The 21,331-nt window shown below is 66.5% G+C and carries 12 protein-coding genes; 4 read left to right on the top strand and 8 right to left on the bottom strand.

Translation table 11 applies throughout. From position 1 onward, the window contains the following. Positions 1-34: 34 nt before the first annotated feature. Positions 35-1,363, top strand: a complete 1,329-nt coding sequence (locus AB8808_RS09800; RefSeq protein ID WP_369928905.1) for a sensor histidine kinase — start codon at positions 35-37, stop codon at positions 1,361-1,363. Here the strand turns inward: AB8808_RS09800 and AB8808_RS09795 are convergent. From AB8808_RS09795 to AB8808_RS09780, 4 genes are all read right to left on the bottom strand, one after another. Next, positions 1,342-2,013: a response regulator transcription factor gene (locus AB8808_RS09795; RefSeq protein WP_369928903.1), complete on the bottom strand. Its 672-nt coding sequence runs from the start codon at positions 2,011-2,013 to the stop codon at positions 1,342-1,344. The two genes, AB8808_RS09800 and AB8808_RS09795, sit on opposite strands and share 22 nt — an antisense overlap. Before the next feature lie 137 nt (positions 2,014-2,150). Then, positions 2,151-4,082, bottom strand: a complete 1,932-nt coding sequence (locus AB8808_RS09790; RefSeq protein WP_369928901.1) for a S8 family serine peptidase — start codon at positions 4,080-4,082, stop codon at positions 2,151-2,153. A 55-nt stretch (positions 4,083-4,137) separates the two neighbouring features. After that, positions 4,138-7,023, bottom strand: a complete 2,886-nt coding sequence (locus tag AB8808_RS09785; protein ID WP_369928899.1) for an adhesin — start codon at positions 7,021-7,023, stop codon at positions 4,138-4,140. Positions 7,024-7,165: 142 nt separating this feature from the next. Next, positions 7,166-13,567 carry a beta-1,3-glucanase family protein gene (locus AB8808_RS09780; protein WP_369928897.1) on the bottom strand — a complete coding sequence of 2,134 codons (6,402 nt, stop codon included), beginning with the start codon at positions 13,565-13,567 and terminating at the stop codon, positions 7,166-7,168. 355 nt (positions 13,568-13,922) lie between these two features. Here AB8808_RS09780 and AB8808_RS09775 point away from each other — a divergent pair, with 355 nt between their 5' ends. Next, positions 13,923-14,597 carry a hypothetical protein gene (locus AB8808_RS09775; protein WP_506193262.1) on the top strand — a complete coding sequence of 225 codons (675 nt, stop codon included), beginning with the start codon at positions 13,923-13,925 and terminating at the stop codon, positions 14,595-14,597. 47 nt (positions 14,598-14,644) lie between these two features. Here AB8808_RS09775 and AB8808_RS09770 read toward each other — a convergent pair whose 3' ends face one another. Beyond that, on the bottom strand, positions 14,645-15,958 hold the full coding sequence (locus AB8808_RS09770; RefSeq protein WP_369928893.1) for an acetamidase/formamidase family protein: 1,314 nt from the start codon (positions 15,956-15,958) through the stop codon (positions 14,645-14,647). A gap of 174 nt (positions 15,959-16,132) precedes the next feature. On the opposite strand from AB8808_RS09770, the gene AB8808_RS09765 reads away from it, so the two are divergent. Further along, positions 16,133-16,717: a fasciclin domain-containing protein gene (locus AB8808_RS09765; RefSeq protein WP_369928892.1), complete on the top strand. Its 585-nt coding sequence runs from the start codon at positions 16,133-16,135 to the stop codon at positions 16,715-16,717. A gap of 10 nt (positions 16,718-16,727) precedes the next feature. Here the strand turns inward: AB8808_RS09765 and AB8808_RS09760 are convergent, their stop codons facing one another. Then, positions 16,728-17,753, bottom strand: coding sequence for a LysR family transcriptional regulator (locus tag AB8808_RS09760; protein ID WP_369928891.1), 1,026 nt, complete (start codon positions 17,751-17,753; stop codon positions 16,728-16,730). Positions 17,754-17,877: 124 nt separating this feature from the next. Here AB8808_RS09760 and AB8808_RS09755 point away from each other — a divergent pair, with 124 nt between their 5' ends. After that, positions 17,878-20,631, top strand: coding sequence for a glycoside hydrolase family 3 C-terminal domain-containing protein (locus AB8808_RS09755; protein WP_369928889.1), 2,754 nt, complete (start codon positions 17,878-17,880; stop codon positions 20,629-20,631). Positions 20,632-20,721: 90 nt separating this feature from the next. Here AB8808_RS09755 and AB8808_RS09750 read toward each other — a convergent pair whose 3' ends face one another. Together AB8808_RS09750 and AB8808_RS09745 are read right to left on the bottom strand one after the other, a co-directional pair. After that, positions 20,722-21,027 carry a helix-turn-helix domain-containing protein gene (locus AB8808_RS09750; RefSeq protein WP_369928888.1) on the bottom strand — a complete coding sequence of 102 codons (306 nt, stop codon included), beginning with the start codon at positions 21,025-21,027 and terminating at the stop codon, positions 20,722-20,724. A 19-nt stretch (positions 21,028-21,046) separates the two neighbouring features. Further along, on the bottom strand, positions 21,047-21,220 hold the full coding sequence (locus tag AB8808_RS09745; protein ID WP_369928886.1) for a hypothetical protein: 174 nt from the start codon (positions 21,218-21,220) through the stop codon (positions 21,047-21,049). Between the last annotated feature and the right edge of the window lie 111 nt (positions 21,221-21,331).

The following is a 21,331-nucleotide window of genomic DNA, read 5'->3' as shown; positions in this document are numbered from 1 at the left end:
GTTGTTACAGTTTTCTCATCCTCAAGGGGGCGACATGGTGGTGCAAGGGCTGGACGCGAACAGGCGCGTCCTGGTGCGCGTGCTGGGACTGCTGGTCGGCGTCGCCGTGATCGGCGTGGGTTCGTATGCCTTCGTCGTCAACCTGCAAACCGACGCGGACCTCACCTTCCTGCGTTTTGCCAAGGACCTGTTCACCGGCGGCGCGGCCTTCGCGGCCTTCGGCCTCACCTTCCACAGCGTCCGCATGGCCGGCTGGACGTTATCGGCGTCACTACTGGTGTACCTGGCCTGGTACTACGCGCTCACCCCGGTGGTGAGCCTGCCCTCGGCGCTGCTGCCCCTGGTCATCATGATCATCGCCGCCTATGTCGCGGGACGCAGGGCGCTGTGGATCTTCATGGCCGCCACGGAGGTGGTGGTGTTCCTCTCCGCCGCCGTCGAACTGGCCGGTGCCGATGCGCCGCTGAACATCGATCCCGCCTTCATCGTCGCGTTCCTTCGCCAGGTCTTCCAGATCGCCCTCGTCGCCGTGCTGGTCGACCGGACGGTCGTGGTGCTGAGCAACGCCCTGGACTTTTCCGATCAGCAGCGGCGCAAGGCGGAACAGCTTTTCGTTCGCCTCGGCGAACAGGCGGAAATCACCATCGGCCTGCAACGCCAGGTGAGCCGGACCGCCCAGTCCGAGGCGGCGGCGTCCCTGGCCACGGCGGTGTCTCACGACCTGGGCAACCTGCTCAACGTCATCGTCGCCTACGTCGAAAAGGCATGGGGCCATGTACGCCATACGGAGGGGGTGCTGGCCGACTCGTTGAACGGCATCGAGGCCGCCGCGGATCGCGCCGTGCACCTCAACCGGCGCATCACCTCGCTGGCACGCGCCACGCCGCGCCAGGCCACGCCCATCGACCTGGTCACGGTACTGCCCGGGATCGTGCCCCTGCTCGCCATGACCCTGGGCCAGGCCATCGAACTGCGCGTCGATATCGGGCCCGGCGATCACCGGGTGGCGTTCGACGAGCCGTGCCTGGCCCTGATCCTGCTGAACCTGGCCACCAATGCGCGCGACGCGATCGACGGTCGTGGGGTCGTCGACCTGGCCTGCCGCGCCGACGACGGCCAGTCCGTGCTGATCTTCACCGACAACGGCAAGGGCATCCCGGAATCCCAGCGGCATACGGCTTTCGAACCGTTCTGGACGACGAAAGGCCCGGAGCGCGGCACGGGGCTAGGCCTGTTCAGTGCACGCCAGATGGCGGAATCGCTGGGCGGCCAGTTGGTTCTGGCCCCCTCACCGGACACGGGTGCACGCTTCGAGCTACGCCTGCGTCGTGCCGATGAGGCTTACGACTCCAGCAGCCCGTAGCCGCTGCCGCGGATGGTGACGATTTCCAGCTTCGGCTCGGTGGTGCGCACCACTTTGCGACGCAGGCGATGGATGAGGACGTCCAGGCGGTGCGGATCGAAATCCGCGGTATTGCCGGTGAGCGATTCGATCAGCGCCTCGCGTTCCACCGGCCGCCCCTGCTCCCGGCGCAGCCGCTGGATGATGGTGCGCTCGGCCTCCGTCAGGGCGATCAACTCGCCTTCGGGGCCATGGAGGTACCAGCCCTCGCGATCGGACGCGTCGCTGACCACGGTGCCGCCACCGGCGGATGTCGCGGACCACGTCCGCCTCAGCACGGCGTGCAGCGCCGAAGCCAGCAATCCTACGGTGACCGGCTTCATGAGGTAGAGGTCGCCACCCAGCTGAAAGGCCGACAGGCCGGCGGACTCGATGGGGAGCGCGCTCAGCGCCACCATGCCGATCTGCGAGCCGCTGGCCCGCAGGTGCTGGATCACCCGTAATCCACTGCCGCTGGGCAGGTTGACGTCGACCACCAGCAGATCGAAGGCGTCGGCCGTCCATTGCTCGTAGAACTCGGTGGCATCGGGGAACGTGCTCGTGGCGAACCCGTAGCACTCCAGGCCAGGACCGAGCAACTTCTCGCGCAGTTCCTCGTCGTCTTCGATCAATGCAACCCTTGCCAGCACCATCGAACCCCAAGGCTACCGAATATGTGCCTTTAAGCTACCCGCACGACGGGTAGAAAGCCACCGCCACCCGAGCGGGTGACGGTGGCCTGGGGCGTGGCAACGGGTCCGTGGGCCGCTTACAGCGTGTACAGCCCCATGGCCGAGAACGACGTACCGGCCGAGATTCCCGAGACCAGCAGGTAGTACGTGCCGGCGGCCGCGTTGGTCAACGTCACCGATTCGTTGTTACCCACGTGTGCCGAGGTGTACTGGGCCGAACCCACGGCCGGCGCCGTATCCTTGCTGACCAGCAACGTCACGTCGCCGCTGCCGCCCAAGGTGCGCAGGGTCAGGGCGCGCGCCTTCGACGGCACGACCAGCTTGAACAGCACTTCGGAGATGGTGCCGTCGGCCTGGTACTTCGTCGTCACACCGTTGGACAGCGGCAACGCATCCGCCGCCGGGTCGCTCTGCACCATGGCGCGACTGACGGCCGCATAGGTGTCCAGGATGCCTGCGCCGTAGGCGAGCGTAGGCTGCTGCGGGAAGGAGCGCGCCGTGCGCGCCAGATACGTCTTCACCTGCCCGGGGGTCAGTGGGGTCAACCCGGCCTTGGCGCGGGCGCTGATCATCAGGGCGATCGCACCGGATACTTCGGGCGTGGCCTGGGAGGTGCCCGCCATGCTGCCGTAGGTCGGCGTCGTCGGCACGGTGGTACCCGCATTGATCGCCGACCATGCGAAACCGGCGGCCACCAGCGTGCCCGACGATGCATCGTTGGCGTAGCCACCGCCGCCGGGGGCCGACAAGGTCACGACCGATCCGTAGTTCGAGTAGAACGCGGGTTTGCCGGTAATGCCGTTGGAGGCCACGGTGATGACCCCGGGGCAGCTGGCCGGACTGGTGGTCGACGCATCCTGCGCACTGTTGCCTGCCGCCACCACGACGGTGACGCCGCGGCTGATCGCATCGGCGATCGCCTTGCCCATATCGGTCGATGCATTGCACACGCCGCCACCACCCAGGCTCATGCTGATGACCTGCGCAGGGTGTGTATTGTCGTCCAGTCCGTCGACGTGGCCACCGGCCGCCCAGACGATCGCATCGGTAATGTCCGAGGTGCTGCCACCGCAATGACCGAGCGCGCGCAGCGGCAGGACGCGTGCCTTATAGGCCACGCCGGCCATGCCCACGCCGTTATCGGTCAGCTCCGCCACGTTGCCCATCACGTGCGTGCCATGCCAGGTGCTGTTCTCCGGTGTCACGTTCACGTTGTCCACGCAACCGCCGTTACTGGCCAGGTACGTCGAGCCCGTCGTCCAGTCACCCGTATCCCACGCGCCCTTGGCGCGGCCATCGGCGGACCGGCCGGACATCAACGCATTGGAGATGAAGTCGTAGCTCTCGTCGGTCAGGCTGGTATCCAGATCCGGATGCTGCGTCGCGCCCGTGTCGATCACGGCCACCACGACGCCGTCGCCCTGCGCGAGCGACCACGCCTTGACCGCGTTCGAACCGCCGTAATTGGCGAACGCCTGAGTGTCCTTGCCGATCGTCTCCATCGTGCCGTCGCCGGCGCGGAAGTGCCACTGGTAGGAAAAGCTGGGATCGTCGGGCGTGCCGGTGGTCGCGTCCGCAGGATGCAGGTCGCGGAAGGCATGCATGCGCACGTCCGGCTCGATGGACAGGACCGTGGGATCGGCGGCCACCTGTTTCATGAGTTCGAGGGCGCTCTTGCCGTCGATTGCCTTGCCGGTGCGCACGACCATGCCGCCGGTAGCGGTGGTGCGGGCATAACGGAAATCGGCCGAACGCATGGCGCTGGTCATGACCGAGGTCGCCCTGGCATTCATCGCCGATCGCGCGGCGCTGAACGTGCGCACGGCCGTGGCCCCCTGTACGGGCGTGCCCGGCTTGAAACGGACGATGAAGCCATCGATCCGGTCGCTCGCGGCCAGCGGAAGGCTGGCCACTTTCAGCGTCGTATCGACCGCCTGTGCGGACACGTTCGCTGCGACCACGGACAGCGCGACGCCGCAGATCCACCCCATGGATACCGATCTTTTCACGTGATTTCCCCGTTTGCCGTTCTTTGGATGAGTCATGTCTTTTCCCCCGATGCCGTTACCAGCCGAAGCTGACACCTACCGTGCCGCTGCTTTCACCGCCGCCCGCGAGCGAACCGCCCACCAGGATCGCGCCGCTGCCGGGCAGCTGGTGCGCGTAACCCACGGCCAGTGCGCTCTGGCCGTGGTAGCCACCCGCCGCCGCACTGACGCGGTTTTCGGTTCCCGCCGCCGCGGCAATCGCGCCGGCCATGCCGCTCATCGCCGCACCCATCGCACCGACCCGGGAAACGCGCGTGTCCAACGTGCCCAGGCGTTGCTGCACGCTGTTGGCGAAACCGTTGAAGTCACTGCGGCTCACCATGTCCGCGGCACGCGTGTCGGTATAGGCCTTGGCCGAACCCAGCGTCTGCGCGTCGCCGCGATCCGCATAGGTCTGCGCCGCCTGGATCGCCTGACTGGTGGCCGTGTCGAGCTGACCGCGGTTCACCGCATCGGTGCTGCCCTGCCCCGCGGCCACATTGGTCACCCGCCGCGTCGCCCCGGCACTGCCCACCGACACCGTGTTGGCCTGGTCGGCCACCGATCCTGCGCCGAGTGCCACGGCATTGGCCGCGGTGACTTGCGCGCCCTGCCCCAGCGCCGTGCCCGAGGGGCTCTGCACCGAACTGCTTTCGCCGACGGCGACCGAGCGGGTTGCCGCGGCCGCGATGGTGGCGTTGGCGCCGACCGCGGTGCTCTGGTCCGCACCGACGATGGCACCGCCGCCGATCGCCGTATCCGACGGACCGACGGCCTTCGACCCGCCGCCGATCGCCGTCGCCTTGTCACCACCGGCGCTGGCCGTATTGCCCACCGCAACGCCGGTCGATGCCGCCACGGAGGCACCGTTGCCCATCGCCACGCCCGAAGCCGCGCCCGCCGGGCCGGAGCCCATCGAGCCCAAGGCCGTATCCAGCGCGCCGATGGCGCCGGCGATCGTCGTGAAGTCCTGTCCCAGCACCGAGACATGGAATCCGCCCAACTGCCCCGCGGAGTCGAGGACGGCGCCGCCGCCGACCATGCCCGCCACCGAGTTCAGCGACTGGGTGAGCTGCCCGCCGCTGGTCGCCTGCTGGTTTCCCACCACGGTGCGCAGCTGCGCCAGGTTGACCGCGTCCGTATCCTGCGTACCGGCCGCCACGTTCACGATCTGGCGCTCGTGGCCCGCGCTGCCGACCGAGATCGTATTGTTGCGGTTCGCAATCGCGTTGGATCCCAGTGCCACGGCGTCGTCGACGATGCCTGCCGTACCGACCGGCTGGCTGCTGTCGCCGACCTTCGCTCCCGACCCGATGGCGACGGAACGACTGCCGTTGATCTCGCTATCGGTTCCAATGGCGACATCGCGGGAGAACGCCACGGGTGCCTCGTCGCCTTCGGGAATGTTCTGGCGCCACACCATCACGTTGGAGCCGATGGCCACGCTGTAGTCCGCCTGCGCCCAGGCGGCGTTGCCCAGCGCGGCAGCATAGTTACCGGTCGCGTAGCTACCGTTGCCGACGGCCGTCGCGTTTGTTCCATACACGGTGTTGAAGGAGCCCACCGCGGTCGAGCCCTGGCCATGGACCCTGTTACCCGAACCCAGCGCGGTCGCCCAGTCCGCGTTGGCCTCGGTCCGGTCGCCGGCGGCGAACGAGTCGTAGCCCGTGGCCGTGGTGTAGTAGCCCATGGCGATCGAGCGGACGCCCGAGGCCGCCGACATGGCGCCGATGGCGGTCGAGCCGTATTCGGTGGCCTGCGCGCCGCCGCCGAACGCGCTGGAGAGCCGAGCGGTAGCCTGCGTGTTCTGCAGCTGGATGCCCGCGAAGTCTTCGCCCAGCTGGTCCACCAGCACGTCGACCACGCCGCCGACGGCCACCGCGGAGCGGTCGTTCGCATACGAACCGGAGCCGACCGCCGTGTTGAAGATGCCGTTGGCCTGCGCGCCTGCGCCCAGCGCGGTCGATGCGAGTCCGTTGGCCTGCGTGGTGGTGGCCGTGCCGAAGACGGGAGCGCCATCGGCCGTCTCGTTTCGGCCGCCCAGCGCCACCGAGGCCATTCCTGCCGCGCTGGCGTTACCGCCCACGGCCACCGCATTCGCGTTCGACGCCGAGGCGCCATAACCGCCGGCGAAGGCGAGCTGACCGACCGAGGATGCCTGCGCGCCCACGGCGACCGCCCCGTTGCCCAGGGCCAGCGACGAGGAGCCGAGCGCGGACGACTCGCTACCGGATGCGAACGCAGAGCGACCCAGCGCCACCGCGCCGTCGCCATCGGTAACGGCTTGCGACGTATCGTCGGCGGCCGCACCCACACTGAGATACGTACCGGCGACATGCGTGGCCTGCTGGAGCTGGCCGACGTTCACCGCATCGGTCGTTTCCGTACCGGCGGCGACGTTGACGAGCTGGCGCTCCGCGCCGACATCGCCCACCGATACGGTGTTCTCCCGCGAGGCGACCGACGATGCGCCGATCGCCACGGCGTTGACCGCCGTGACCTGGGCCCCCACACCGACGGCCACGGCATTCATGACGCCTGCGACCGACGACGCCCCCAGCGCCAGTGCGCCCTGCCCGCGGGCCAGGGCGTTGCCGCCCAGCGCCGTGGCATCCTGACCGTTCGAGATGGCGCTGCCGCCGATGGCCGTTGCTCGGTCGCCACTGGCGAGCGAGCTGTTGCCGTACGCGGTCGCTTGCTCCCCCGTGGCCGTGGAACCCTGCCCGCAGACCGTGGCATCGGCATTGCCCGATCCCGATGTGTTGGCTGTGCAAGCCGTCTGTGCGTTCGCGACGGCATGCTGCCCCATCGCCAGTGCCAGCGACAACGCCATCACGCTCATTCGCAGCGTGTTGCCCGATGCACGGGTGTGCTCGTCCTGACCGGCCGCGTTGCGGCCAGTATCGTTACCAGTACCTATCATGTGTCGCCCCCGCGAAGTTGCCCCCTGAAGAAGGGCCAACGTTCACAGAACCGACATAGGAATGTCACGCACGGAAGCTCTCGCAACCTCACGGAAGGTCATGGGCAGGCGATGCACGCCCATGACCTACCGGTACCCATCGTTACCAGCCGATCCCCAGCTCGAGGTGCTCCGGGTCCGTCTCGATCAATGTGGAGCTCTGGTCAGACACATCGTCGTATGCGAATCCATAGGCCTTGCCGTCGATCGCGTGCACGTGCCAGAACCGCGAGTAGTAGTTGGCCGGCGACGCCTGGTAGAACGACGCGGCATCCTTCCAGCGTGAGGTGTCTTCCATCACGTGGCGGTTGAACGCCGCACAGATCTGCGCCTGGAGTTGGCCCTCGACACCCCACGGGTCGGTCGAGTGCGCCAGCGCACCCTTGCCTTCCAGCACATCCTGCGTGGTCGGCTTGCCGACGCTGAACACCCTGCCCTCCGCTTCGTCAGGCTCGTGCGTCTGCGCCCAGTTGGTGTGGCGGAAGCTGAGCACCCCGTCGACGACCGTGCCCTCGAACTGCTTGGCGCCGATGGTCATGTCGAGGACGTGGTTCTCGTAGTACGCCCACGCCTCGTCGATGTAGCCGTCGAAGTAATGCTGCTGGGGCTTGCCGACGTCGAACGCGGCCTTGCCGGGCGCTAGGAGGCGAATGGGATCGGCCTCGGTCAGCTGGAACCCGGCAGGCACTTCCTGGTTGTACGCGGCGAAGATCTGCGCGCGCGTCTGGGTGATGCCCGAGCTCAGGTGACGCGTCTTCTGTCCACCATAGACATCGAGCGACAGCGGAAGGGAGAACTGGTCCACCTGCGTCGTGTTGATGAAGATGGCGTTGTCGTTCCAGGTCAGTTCGTACCAGTCGTAATGCACCCCGATGTTCGGATCGGTCGCGTTGAGCGGATTGGGACCGGCAAATCCGAGGGAGCCGTCCGCCGCCTTGACGATCTTGATGTACATCGGCTCACCGACCGAGACGAAGATCCGTGCCGAGTCTAGCTTGGGTAGCTTGAGCAACTTCGTCTGCGCCAGCGTGAAGAAGTAATCGGGATAGTCCTGGCCGTTCTTGCTCAGGTGTCCCGCGCCTTCGTTGTCCTCGACCCGCACCGGCACCACCGTGCCATCGGGCGTGACCCACGAGAACACCTGGGTCTTCGGGTCGCGGCCGATGATGGCCACGAACACCTTGTCGTCCGTCCATCGCCCGTGGGTGGTGTTGCGCAGCTGCGTGCCGATGAAGCCGGGGTACACGTCGTAATTGAAGCCCTGCGACGGATCGTCGGCCGGCGTCGTGACCGGTGCCTGCGGCTGGACAACGACCGGCGGCGCCGCCGCATAGACCTCGAACTCCCACAGCGAGATGCCGTAGTCCGTGCTGCGCGCCGTGCTGTAGACCCGCACGTAACGCGCCGTGACCGCGCTGAAGTTTACCCGCTCCACGCCACCCTTGCCCGTGACCGGCGTGGCGGTGGTCGACGTCCATGTCTGGTCGTCGTTCGACACCTGCACTTCGTACGACGTCGAGTGGGCACGCTCCCAGCGCAGGATCACGTGATCGAAGCGTTTGGCCGCGCCCAGGTCGAGACGAATCCACGCGGGGTCCGTGAAACTCGAGCCCCACCGCGTGGTGAAGTCACCATCCACCGCACCTGCGGGGGCGAGGTAGCCATCGTTCTCGTTGCCACTGGCGGTGACCTTCGCGCCCACCGCCAAGTTGACGCCACCCTGCCCGTCGCCCGGCGTGCCCGGTCCATCCGGGTTGTCCGGCGTGGTGGGCGGCTGGGGCGTGGTACCGCCGGTGGTGCCGCCGTTTTGCCATGCCGGCGGATCGAACCCATCGGTGGAACCCGCGACGGTGAGCGAGGCCAGCGTCGTCTCGCTGGCCAGCCCCTGCGCGCTGATCACCCGCGCCTTGTAGGCCACGCCGTTGTCGGCCAGCGACAGGGCGGGCGTCGCATACGTGCCATCGGCGGTGGACGCCACGAAGTCGTCCGTGGGGGTGCCGTCGGCCGCCGTGGTGCGGCGGTACCACTGGTAGGACAGCGGCCCCACACCTGTGGCAGTGACGGCGAAATGCGCCGAACGGCCCACCCCGGCCTTCTGGGCGACGGGCGCGGCCGTCACGACCGGCGCCGAGACGGTCGCACCCGTCACGCACAGCGCGTGGGAGGGATTGTTCTCGGCCACCAGACGGTTCGGCGTGCCGTCCGATGCCACCTGCCAGGCGAAGGTCGGGTCGGTGCGATCGTTGGTCGAGGTCCAGATGGTCCACGCCGTGGGGAAAGCACCGCTGGACAGGTTCGGGCCGGCGACGGCCAGGGCCTCGTCGAGCGTCGGCAACCGCGCGCCGGCCGCCTTGCAGTCGGCGATCGCATTGGACTGCTTGTACTGCGCGCCCTGGTCGGCAAAGCCACGCTGGGTACGTTCCCACACCAGGCCGCTGAGCCGGTCGAGCACGTGGTTGGTGTCCTGCAGCGTGTAACGGTCGTTGGTGTCGACGCTGCAGCACGTCGGCGAGTCGTATACCTCGAACTCGTAGAGCGAGTAGCCATAGGCGCTGGCGCGCTTGACGCCCTGCATGCGCACGTAGCGTGCCGACACGCGGGCGAAGGTGTTGTCCTCCGTGCCGCCAAGGCTGGTATCGACGACCAGGGCATCCTTGAAGCCGGTGTCCTCGTCGTTCGAGTACTGCACGCGATACTGCGATGCGTGGGCCGCTTCCCACTTGAGGACCACGCGGTTGAAGGAGCGCACGGCCCCGAGGTCCACCGTGAGCCAGGCCGCGTCATTGCCCTGCTCCGACGCCCAGCGACTGGTCTCGTTACCGTCGACGGCGCCGGCACTCGGCGTGCCCTGGGCATTCTCCACGCCGCTGGCATAGGTGACCTTCTCGCGGGCAAGGTTGGCGCCCGGCGGCGCCAGGGTCAGTACCGCCGCCTGGCTGGTCACCGCCGCGGCGTCGCCCGTGATGTTGCTGACGGCGACGGTGTAGCTCCCCACGTCGGCCTGGCCCACGGCGGCGAGGGTGAGCGTGGCGGCATCGTCACCGACCGGCGATCCGTCGTGCATCCAGGTGTAATGGAACGGCGCAGTGCCCGCGACGGCCACGGTAAACGTAGCCGGCTGGCCCGGATTGGCGCGCACGTTGCCCGGCTGCGCCGTGATCACCGGCGGACGCGCCGCGTTGACGGTCAACGTCGCCGGAGCGCTCGGCACGCTGCCCAGCGGATTGGTCACCACCACGGCGTAATCCACGTTGCCGTCGGCCGCGGTGAGCACCGGGGTATCGTAGGTGGACGCGGTGGCCCCCGGGATGGGGGCACTGCCCTTCATCCACTGGTAGGTGACCTTCGGCGAGCCCACTGCCGCCACGCTGAAGTGCGCCTGCTGGCCCACGTCCGCCGACTGGGCCGACGGCTGCTGGGTGATGCTGACCTGACGAGCCGGGAACACGCGCAGCGCGGCCGGCTTGGACTCGCGGTCACCTTGCGCGTTGTGGACGACGACGGTGTACGTCGTGGCGTCATCGGCCTGCGTGGTGGCCTGCGTGTCCAGGATCGCTGCGTTCGCGGACGGCATCACCTGTCCGTTCTTCTTCCACGTGAAGGTCAGCGGCGGCGCGCCGGTGGCGGTTACCGAGAAATGCCCGGCAAAGCCCGCGGTCACCTGGTCCTCGACCGGATTGGCGATGATCGAGGGCGGCCCCGAAGCCCCTGACGAAGGCTGCGGCACACCGACGATGTCGAACGAGGCGGAACCCGCCGCCAGGCCTGCCGCGCTCGCGGTGACCGTCACCGTGCCGGTAGCGAACCGCGTGCGCAGCGCGATCTTCTGCAGGCCGCCCTCGAACCGCAGCTCGTGATCGCCGGGCGAGTGGTAGCCGTGGACCGGCTCCTGGCTGCCGTCGGCGTTGGTGGTGTGGCCGCCGGCCCAGTCCACCAGCTGCTGCGTGCCGCCCTGGTAGGACACCAGCGACGCCCCGCCGGTAACATCGAACGTGACATTGACGTCGGCACCTTCCGGCACCACCACCCCATCCTTGTCGACCACACGCGCCTCGATAAAAGCGGCATCCGACCCATTGGCCGTGACGGCGAACGCGGTGCCGTCGGGGCGCACCACCGCCGGCACGACACGCAGCGCGATGTGGTCCGCCTTGCCGGCGGTGGTCAGGCTGTCCTGCACCGGCGCGCCCTGGGCGTCGGCCACCGTGTTGCCCAGCGCATCGATGCACTGCGCGGTGGCCGTGCCGGACTGCCACGGAATGTTCCAGTGCACCTGGCCGGGCAGTTTCGTGGTGCCCTGTGCCTGCGCCGTGCCGATGATGTGGCCGGTCTGCGGATCGGTGCCGGTGTTCTCGACGTTGTAGCTCTGCTCGTCGATGCTATCCCAGGCGTTGGGCTTCTGGTCCGCGCCCTGCGGCACGCCGTTGACCAGCAGCCGCACCGCGGGACAGTTGGAAAACGCGTTGACCTGCACATCGCTCGAGCGGTTCCAGTGATGCGCCAGCTTGACCACCGGCCGGATGGCGTACGGCACCCATACCGACTGGTAGATGTAATAAAGCAGGCGCGGATAGCGGTTCTGGTCGACCATCGAACTGCCGATGGAGCGCACGTTGTGTACGAACGCCTTTCGGCCGTTCGCGTCGAGGGTGAAGTGCGTGGCGTCTTCCGTGCCTTCGGAGAACTCGATCGTCTCCCCGGGCGTATCGGCGAAGTACCACTGCGCCATGCCGAACGTACCGGCCTTGCGCGCCTGCGAATACGGCACGAGGTAGTTCAGCGCAAAGGCCAGCTCGTAGTCGAACGCATGGCGCTGCGAGCCATAGCCCCAGTACTCGGCGCCCCACGCGGGCTTGTTCGGGAACTGGGTCGAGTGCAGGTAGGTTTCGCAACCGGCCTTCGAGCAGCTCAGGATGTCGCCGTTGTTGGCGTCGGGCGAGCGGTCGGCCGCGGCACGCGGCGCGATGGCGTCCCACGTGCGCGCCAGCGTGCGCAGCTCCTGGGCGAACGGCGTGTACATCTTGCCGTTGTTCGACTCCCAGGCCAGGATGGACGGATGGCTGCGGTCGCGGATGACGATGTCGCGGTGGAGCTCGCGTTTCAGCATCCACATGTTCGTGCACGGGGTGTTGCCGGCAGCGCAGGGGTCGGAAAAACCGTTCTCGCCATCGCCACTGGGCTGCACGATGAACACACCGAGCGCGTCCGCGGCCTCGACGAACTCGGGGCTGGATGGCGAATGGCCCGGGCGCCACAGGTTGCCGCCCGCCGCGGCCAACTGCTGGAGGTCACGCCATTGCTGCTCTTCGGGTACGGACGATCCCAGCGCCGGATAGTCGTAGCGGCCCGACGCGCCCCAGGTGTATTGCTTCTTGCCGTTGACGTACGGGAAATCCTTGTCCCAGGTGATGACGCGGATACCCAGCGAGCTTTGCTTCGAATCCACTACGGCGCCGTCGATGCTCACCGTATGCACCACCTTGTAGAGGTACGGCCGTCCGTCGGGCGAGTTGTTCGGGAACCACAGCGTCGGGTTGGCGATCATCAACGTCTCGTCGAACACCGGCGTGGCGTCGCCCGGCACCACGTGCGCGGCCAGCGTCTTGTCCTGCTGCTCGCTGACGATCACATTGCCGTTCGCGTCCACGATCTGCGTCGTGAGCGTCACCGTGGCCGGCGTGTCGCGATCGTTGACCACGTTGGTCTGCACGCGTATCAAGGCGGTCTTGTGGTCGGCACTGAGCGACTGCGTGCCGACGTACGTGCCCCAGGTGTTCTGCCCTGCGTACACGTTCTCCGGGATATGCACGAGGTTGGTGACATGCAGCCGGACCGGCCGGAACAGGCCCGCTTCCGACTGGCCGAAACGGAACGCCCCGGAAAAGCCGGGGTCCTGGAAGAACCCGCCGCCACCGCGGCTCACCTTCACCGCGATGACGTCGGTGCCGTCGTACCGGAGCAACCCCGTCAGGTCGACGATGTGCGGCACGAAGCCGACGACGTGCGTCGCGTTGGCGTCGATCTGCCCCGCCTGGTTGAGCACGCCGGTGCCCGGGACGAACTGCCCGTTGACGTACACACGGTCGCCCGTGTGCGCACCCTCGAACTCGACCATGACCTTGCGGCCGCGGTAAGACGCACTGTCCTTCAACGTGGTGCGGTACCAGCTGGTCTCACCGTCCAGGCTGCCCTGGCCGCCGCCGGACTCCTGGTTGATGAACGTGGTGAAGTCGTTCGCGGCATGGGGGATACCCACCGTCTCCCAAGCCGTATCGTCGAAGGTGGGTGCGGCACCGGCATCGCCCCCCGGGACCGGGGCATGTCCGCTCTGGTTCGCGTATTGCTTGATGTATTTCCACGGCTGCGCGCCCAGGTCCAGGTCGATCCGGTCGGAGGGCACGACCGTGGCCGCGTTGACCGTCGTTGCCAGGCAGAACGCGGCGACGAGCGCGGCCAGCCGTCGATGCCGCGCACGCGTGTGCGCCGCTACGGAGTGAGTCGTCATGCCTGGAATCCCCTGTCGTTGACCCCAGGCGGGCTACGGTGACTCCCGTAACCTTTCGCGTGTTGTCTGACAAATATGATGGCACCCTTGAAGTGGGCTGCTCAATACGAACAGTGCCGCGATGCCGCGCTTATTTCGGACGATGTGCTTCAGACGCGAACTGCGTCACACAAGGGCATACCGTCGGCCGGCCCGTTCCCGACGCACGACGCTTGCCGACCTCGTCGGGAACGAAGCGGCCCCGTCTGCTAGATTGTCGCGAAGCGGACTCCCAACGTGGTCCAGGCGTGTGTCGAACACGGCCTGCCGCATCGCGGTCCGATGCTTGCCCTACCGTTATCGCCCGAGTGTCTTCATGCCGTCACCTCACCGTTCGCTCGTCATCGTCGTTGCGCTTATCGCAGCCTGCACCAGCGGCAAACGAGACCCCCTGGCTGACGTGCCGTTGGCGCAATGGCGGCAGACGAACGTCGATGCCCGGCACACGACGTTGCCGAACGGACACATCGTGGCCTGGCCGGTGGATGGCGTCCTCGGCTGCTCGACGGAAAGCCAGCCGACATGGCCGACGTGCCTCTATGAAATCGATCGAATAGGCGGCAAGACGCTTTCCGGCAACGGCTACCGTCCGGACCGTTTGAGGGTGCAGCTGGAACTCGATCCGACCTCATACCCCGGCATCTTTGCGATGGCCCGTGGGCATGCCGACCAATGGGCAGAAAGCACAGGCCCGGATCCAAGCCAGAACACCCCTTACCAGGGCGCGGTGCGAAGCCGCCTGCAAGATCGCCTGGGCGAGCACGCTTACTGGGTGGGTTGCTGGAAGCGATACGACGGTTATCCCTTCGGTTACGGCTGCTCGATGGCTCTCGACCTTGGCGACCAGGGGGCCGCCCTGGTCGAGTTCGAAGCGCCGGAAACCGCCGACGACGTACCCACCGACGCCCGGCGAAATGAGGCCCGCGCCATCGCGCAACACGTCGTCGCGTTGCGCGCCTCGCTGGAAGGCGCTCCTCCGGCAGGTCGCTAACCGCACGAGGGGCGGAACGTAGCGGCGGCGCTGTCTAACCGACCGGCTTACTTACCGGCAGGCTTCTGCAGATTCGCCAGCAACGCCTTGTCGAGGCTGGCGGCCACGCCGACGCTGCGGCCGGCCAGATTGGCGACCGAATAATGCACCGAGCTGCCCAGCACCTGCGCCGCCTCGGACAGCGTCAGGCCATAGTCCTGGGCCAGCCACTTGATCAGGCCGGTCGTGGCCGCGCGCGTCGCCTCGTCGACGGATCCGGCCTGCCCCAGCACCATGAGCTGCGTGGGCGATTCCACGCGAGGCATCGATACGGTCTTGCCGTGGATCACATCGACCGAGACCTCCACGTCCATGGACGTTTCCAGGGCGTACTGGGATGTCTCACCGTCGCCCTGGAGCGCGTGCGCATCGCCGAAGTACAACAAGGCGCCGGGCTGGTACACAGGCAGGTAGACGGTATTGCCCTCGACCACCTGGTTGAAGTCCATGTTGCCGCCGGAGCGACCGGTATCGCCCGTCGACATCGCCGGCGAACCGAACCCCGGCGCCACCGCCATCCCACCCAGCATGGGCCTTACGGGTACGCTGTAGTGCGAGAGCGCCGGCGTGGGATTCAGCGGTGAGGCCAGGCCCTTCTCACGATCCAGCTTCCACCGCACCGGCTTGCCCAGCGCTTGCGCCTCCGCGGCGACCGATCGGCCGAGCGCCGGGCCCACGATGCTGTCCAGGCTGTCGGCATAGTCCCTGTTCAATCGCAGCTGCCGTATGTGGACGGCCAGCGTATCGCCGGGCTCGGCGCCAACCACGTAGAACGGACCGACCTGGGGATTGCCGAACAAGGCCACCGTGTTGCCGTACCGGTCGACGCCACCGGAGTCGATCGTTTGGGTACGGATGCCATCGCCCGGCCATACGGTGAGCACGGGCGCGCGTGTCGCGGAGAACTCGTTCGAATAGTACCTGGGCGTGAACGAATACACCTTGGGCGGCCCATCCGGACGCTGCGGCAAGCGATGTCCGGTAAAGGGATGACTCGCGCGTTTGCCGGGGCTGTTGGTGTCGGGGTCATCGGCCACACCGGTCATAGCCGCGCCCGTGATCGTGGCCGTGAGGTGATGGATCGCGTTGCTCGCATCGATAACGGTGACATCCAACGCGTTACCGCGCCGGGTTCCGACGAGTTTGTCGCCGTCGAATACGCCGGTCAGGGTTTGGCCCTCCTGTGCGAACGTCAGGGTTTGATACGACGTGTTACCCCACAGGTCCGTCTTTACCAGCCAGGCCTCTTTAGCCGGTTCGGTGGCGCCCACGGCGAGCGGGAGGCAGAAGCAAAGGCCGAGCAAGGCAAGACGAGACGACATGGCTACCCTTCGACGCTGGTGATGCCGGCACCGTAGCAGCGCCCCCCGGAGCAGGGCATGTGGCGAATGGGCCAGTGACCGCCGTGAAGGCGTCGTCACACTTCGGCGTGCATCCGTGCTTCCGTTCCCTGCGTATCAATAACGACCCAATGACGGGCCCACGGAGAATCTGCCATGAAGACGAATCGCATGAAGACCGCATCGATCGCTGCACTGACCCTGGCCCTCGGCCTGGCCATCTCGGCCCCGGGCTTCGCCCAGAACGCCATGAGCAAGGATCAGACCGTGATGGTCGGCGGCGCGGCGATGTATCCGAGCAAGAACATCGTGCAGAACGCGGTGAACTCCAAGGACCACACCACGCTGGTCGCTGCGGTCAAGGCCGCCGGCCTGGTCGACACGCTGTCGGGCCCGGGCCCGTTCACGGTATTCGCGCCGACCAACGAAGCGTTCGACGCCCTGCCGAAGGGCACGGTAGACACCCTGGTCAAACCGGAAAACAAGGCCACCCTGACCAAGATCCTTACCTACCATGTGGTCTCCGGGCGCTACACCGCCAAGGACCTGATGGCGCTGGTAGCAAAGGGCGGCGGGAAGGCCTCGCTCACGTCCGTCGAGGGCGAGCCGCTGACGGTGATGCAGGCGGGTAATGCGCTTACGGTGACCGATGCGAAGGGCGGCGTGGCGCACGTCACGATCGGCGATGTGCTGCAGTCCAACGGCGTGATCCACGTGGTGGATAAGGTGCTGATGCCGTAACGGCACCGCATCAGACATCTGTTGACAGTTCACCGGGGCGGCGACGAGCCGCCCCTTTCCTGTTCGGCTGCGGAAGCCGCGACGCGTGGCGCAAGATCACGCTACGTAGCCACATCAGTCCTTCGTCACCCTCACGATCGGGGCGATGTAGGATCACTTCCCGAAAAGCAGGTATCCGGAACGGCACCTCCGCGATGCTCAACGGCCAGAGTCGGGCCATCTTGCGTGCCAGATGGCGGTGCATAACCGCGACCCGCTGCGATCCGGCGATAAAGCTGCAAACGCCGGTGAACCGCGGTACGAACAGGACGATCCGGCGTGTTTCAGCGAGCGATGCGAGGGCGGCATCGGGGAACGACACGTAGCGGGAGCGCCCGAAAGCCACCGCGACATGATCCAGTTCCAGGAACGACTCCTGCGTCATCCGCGTTTGCATGGCGGGGTTGTCCTTCCATCCCACCACGACGAAGTCGTCAGAGAACAGCCGTGCCGCCGTCTGTCCGGGTGCGGGAAAAGCGTCCGGCGCGATGACAAGATCGGCCAGCGACGGTTCGGTGGACACGCCGTCCGCGCGTGCCATGACATGAAGCGTCACGCCAGGGGCCCGGGACATCACGTCGTCGAAAACATCGGCCAACAAGACCTCGCTCACATAATCCGATGCCTCGATGGTGAATCGGCGCATGCACGTGGCCGGATCGAACACGGGTGGCGATACCACCGTCGATTCGATCTGGGCAAGGATGTGCCTGACGGGCTCGACCAGTTGCTCCCCGCGCAGCGTCGGGCGCATCCGTCTGCCTTCGACCAGCAGCAGATCGTCGTTGAAATAGTCCCTGAGCCTGTTCAGGGCCGCGCTGGTGGCGGGTTGGCTACGATGCAGGCGTGCGGCGGCTCCCGAGACGCTACGCTCCGTCAACAGCGCATCCAGCGCGACCAGCAGGTTCAGGTCGAGTCCGTCGTAACGCATGGGTGCAACCTCTTGAAAGTCGGTGTCGCCGCTATCGCGGGCGCGCCGTGGATAGTTGATATCCAAACAACGAATTTCTCAATTTAGCGCATGTCTGCGACGATTCCTTGCGGATCGATGGAGAACAGGGGCTCCTCGATGCGATGCAAGCCATGCCAGCCCAAGCCAGACCCATCCAACGAGAATCCCCATGCGTTTACTCCCCTCCCCTGTGGCACGCGCCCACTCGTGCCGCCTGCCGCTCAGCGCGCTCGCCCTCGCCGTGCTCCTCACCTGCACGAGCGCCTCCGCCCAGGATGCCGCCCTCCTCCAGGGCCGGATGGCGTTCAAGACCCACGCATCGTCAACGCATCCGTTCGCCAAGGCCACCAGGCAGGCGAAGGTGCCGCAAGACCCCTGGCAGGCACCGGAAGGCACGTCCATCTACCGCATGACGGACGCGGAAGAGCAACAGGCCAACCAGCTCGCCCGCCGCATGGTGGCAAACCTCAGCTTTGCCCAGAAAGTGGCCTACCTCGGCAGCGACCATTTCGGCGCACAACCCCAATTCAACCTCCCGGCCCTTACGACGGCGGAAGGTACCGACGCCGTCGCCGCGACAGCGACACCCTCCATCGTCTACCCGTCGGCCGCCTCGCTCGCCGCGACCTGGGATCCCGCCATGGCGGCCGAACGCGGACGGCAGCTCGCGCTCGACGCGAAGATGGGCGGCGTCCAGCTGGTCAACGGCCCGGGGCTCAACATGTATCGCACGCCCTACGGTGGGCGCGAGGCCGAATACCTCAGCGGCGAAGACCCGATCCTGGGCGCGGTGCTGGGCACGTCCTACGTACAGGGCCAGCAATCCGCAGGCGTCATGGCGGAACTGAAACACATCGTCGCCAACGACCAGGAATCCAACCGCACCAATATCAACGAGACGATCGACGAGCGTACGTTGCACGAGATGTACTTGTTGCCGTTCGAAGCCGTGGTCAAGCTCGCGCGACCCAGCGCCATCATGTGCGGCTTCACGTCGGTCAACGGCATCTACAGCTGCGAAAACGGCGCCATCGATCACGACCTCATCGTCGGTAAATGGGGTTTCGACGGCTTCCTGCAGTCCGACTGGGGCGCCATCCACGACGTGGGCAAGGCCATGAAGGCGGGCATCGCCATCGACTCGTCAGGCGGCGCCGCCTACACGGAGAGCGCCATCCGTGCGGCGATCGACGCCGGCACCCTTACCGAAGCGGACCTCGACCAGCGAGTGACCGAGGTCATCCGCCAGCTGCTCTATTACAAGATGGGCCCGAACGTCGGCTCTCCCGCCACACGCACCGTGGCACCCCGCCCGGAGGGCGAAGCGCTTGCCACGCAGGCGGCGGCAGACGGCATGGTGCTCCTGAAGAACAGGCAGGGGAACTTGCCCCTTGGCACCACCGTTCGATCCGTCGCCGTGCTCGGCAGCTTTGTCGATGGCCCTCCGGCCCGCCCCGTCGGCAGCGGCTGGGCGCCGTATGCGCATTACGTGTCCGAGTTGGCCGGTCTCAAGGCGGCGCTTCCCGCGGGCACGAAGATCGATTACATCACGACGAACTCCCTCGATCCGGCGACCGCCGCACTGGACGAGCCGTGGCAGAGTTATTACTTCGCCACGCCCAACTGGCAGGGCAGTCCCGAAGTCATGCGCACGGATAGCCATATCGACTTCGACTGGGCGGCAAGCGACGAACCGGCGTGCGCCACGGGCACCGGCAGCTGCGGCTCGGCGGTATGGACAAACCACCTGACACCGACGGTCACCGGCGACTACGTGTTCAAGGTCCATGGCAATGGCCAGATGCAGGTGGTGATCGACGGCAAGCTGGTGGTGCGCACCAACAGCACGCTGGCCACGGGCTCGGGCGCCATCGGCTTCCCGGTGCCCGCTTCGGCCAAGGTGCGACTGGAAGCCGGCCATCGCTACGACATCACCGTCACTTACACCAACGAGTCGACCTGGGTCTCGTTCCTGGGCGGCATCAAGGGCGCGCACTTCTCTTTTGCGTCGTTGACCCCCGATGCTTCGCTGAAGGATTACGACGCCGTCATCGTGTCGGCAGGTCTCGGCAGCGAGTATGAGGGCGAAGGCATCGACCATGAGTTCGCCCTGCCGGACTTCCAGGGCGATCTCATCGCCAACGTCGCCGACGTGAACGCGAAAACCACCGCGGTCATCTATTCCAGCTCCGCCGTGGACCTCCGGCCGTTCAAGTCGAAGGTGGCCTCCCTGCTCTTTGCGTGGTATCCGGGCCAGAACGGCGGCACGGCGCTCGCCGATATCCTGCTGGGCACCATCAATCCGTCCGGCAAGCTGCCCTTGACGATCGACAAGGACGTGGCCGACAACATCGCCGCCGAGAACTTTCCCATGCCCATCAACCACCACGAGGTGGCGGGCACCTATGAACTCGGGTATGACGAAGGCCCCTACTTCGGCTACCGCGGCTACGACCGGATCGGTGTCGAACCGTCGTATCCGTTCGGCTTCGGCCTGTCGTATACCACCTTCAAGTACGGCAACCTGAGCGTTTCCGACGGTTACGTCGACGGGCAGCCTTCCGTCGATGTGGCCTTCGATGTAACGAACACCGGCAAGGTGGACGGCGCCGAGGCGGCGCAGGTGTACGTAGGCGCCACGAATCCTTCGGTCGATCGGCCGGTGCGCGAACTGAAGGGTTTCGACAAGAAGGTGATCAAGGCGGGTGCCACGCAGCATTACGTGGTTCATCTTCCGCAGCGTGCCTTTGCGTATTACGTGAGCCGGAATGCGCGGTGGAGGGTGGATGCGGGGCGTTACGACATCACCGTCGGGGCTTCGTCGGCTGACCTGACGTTGCACGCGAGTTACAACTTCCAGAAACCGGTAGTGCTTACGGAACGGGATAGCTTGCCTATCTTTGATCCGGGGTTTGCGAACTAAGACGCCCCCTCGATAGGGACTGCTTGGAGCAACGCCCGCACATGCGGGCGTTGTCTTTTCATCGGGAGGCAGATGCCTTCACTCCATTGATCACTCGTCTCCGGCCTGTCGAAAAAGCAAGGTCTCAAACAATTGCAGCCATGCAGACATGCCGACGTCAGCGGCATCGCACCAGTCACGAATCTGCAAGGCATCCAGTCGGATCGCGCCGGTCTCGACCGCCGAGACGAAGGATTGATTGCGCCCGAGAAGGCGCCCGAATTCGGACTGGGAGAGGCCGGTTCCGACCCTGATTTGCCGAAAACTCGCACTCAATGCCTTGTTTTCCGGACGGTATAGCGATTTCTGTGCCCTGCGAGTGCGGGGCAGCGTTGTTTGTAGGTGCTTCACTCCCATCAGGCTATTCGTCCGCCTGTCAGCTCTTACCGCTGGCGCAATGCAGCGACTGGCCGCAGCGTTGCAAGATACGGATCAGCTCGTCAGCCTCCGCGCGGGTCATGCCAACGGCCTCGACCGTCACCCGAATCGGCCGTGAGCCAGGCAGGATCGTCGCGATCATTCGCCCGCGAGCGGCGAGCGTTGCGCTCACCAGGGTCCCGACACCTAGCCGCTCCACTTCCGGCGTCTCTATCAGTGCGAAGGCGTGCGAATACCGGAGGACGGCGACCCCTAGGCTCGGCTCACTCCAACTCACTTCGAG

It is taken from the genome of Xanthomonas sp. NCPPB 2632 (genome assembly GCF_041228075.2).
GTDB lineage: Bacteria > Pseudomonadota > Gammaproteobacteria > Xanthomonadales > Rhodanobacteraceae > Luteibacter.
Note: the sequence above shows the minus strand (reverse complement) of the source record. Positions and strands in the feature narration are given on the sequence as shown.

Excerpts from the sequence above, each read along its gene's own strand:
- AB8808_RS09800 (WP_369928905.1), top strand. The coding sequence starts at position 35 with ATGGTGGTGCAAGGGCTGGACGCGAACAGGCGCGTCCTGGTGCGCGTG.
- AB8808_RS09785 (WP_369928899.1), bottom strand. The coding sequence starts at position 7,023 with ATGATAGGTACTGGTAACGATACTGGCCGCAACGCGGCCGGTCAGGAC.
- AB8808_RS09780 (WP_369928897.1), bottom strand. The coding sequence starts at position 13,567 with ATGACGACTCACTCCGTAGCGGCGCACACGCGTGCGCGGCATCGACGG.
- AB8808_RS09775 (WP_506193262.1), top strand. The coding sequence starts at position 13,923 with ATGCCGTCACCTCACCGTTCGCTCGTCATCGTCGTTGCGCTTATCGCA.
- AB8808_RS09770 (WP_369928893.1), bottom strand. The coding sequence starts at position 15,958 with ATGTCGTCTCGTCTTGCCTTGCTCGGCCTTTGCTTCTGCCTCCCGCTC.
- AB8808_RS09765 (WP_369928892.1), top strand. The coding sequence starts at position 16,133 with ATGAAGACGAATCGCATGAAGACCGCATCGATCGCTGCACTGACCCTG.
- AB8808_RS09755 (WP_369928889.1), top strand. The coding sequence starts at position 17,878 with ATGCGTTTACTCCCCTCCCCTGTGGCACGCGCCCACTCGTGCCGCCTG.
- AB8808_RS09750 (WP_369928888.1), bottom strand. The coding sequence starts at position 21,027 with ATGGGAGTGAAGCACCTACAAACAACGCTGCCCCGCACTCGCAGGGCA.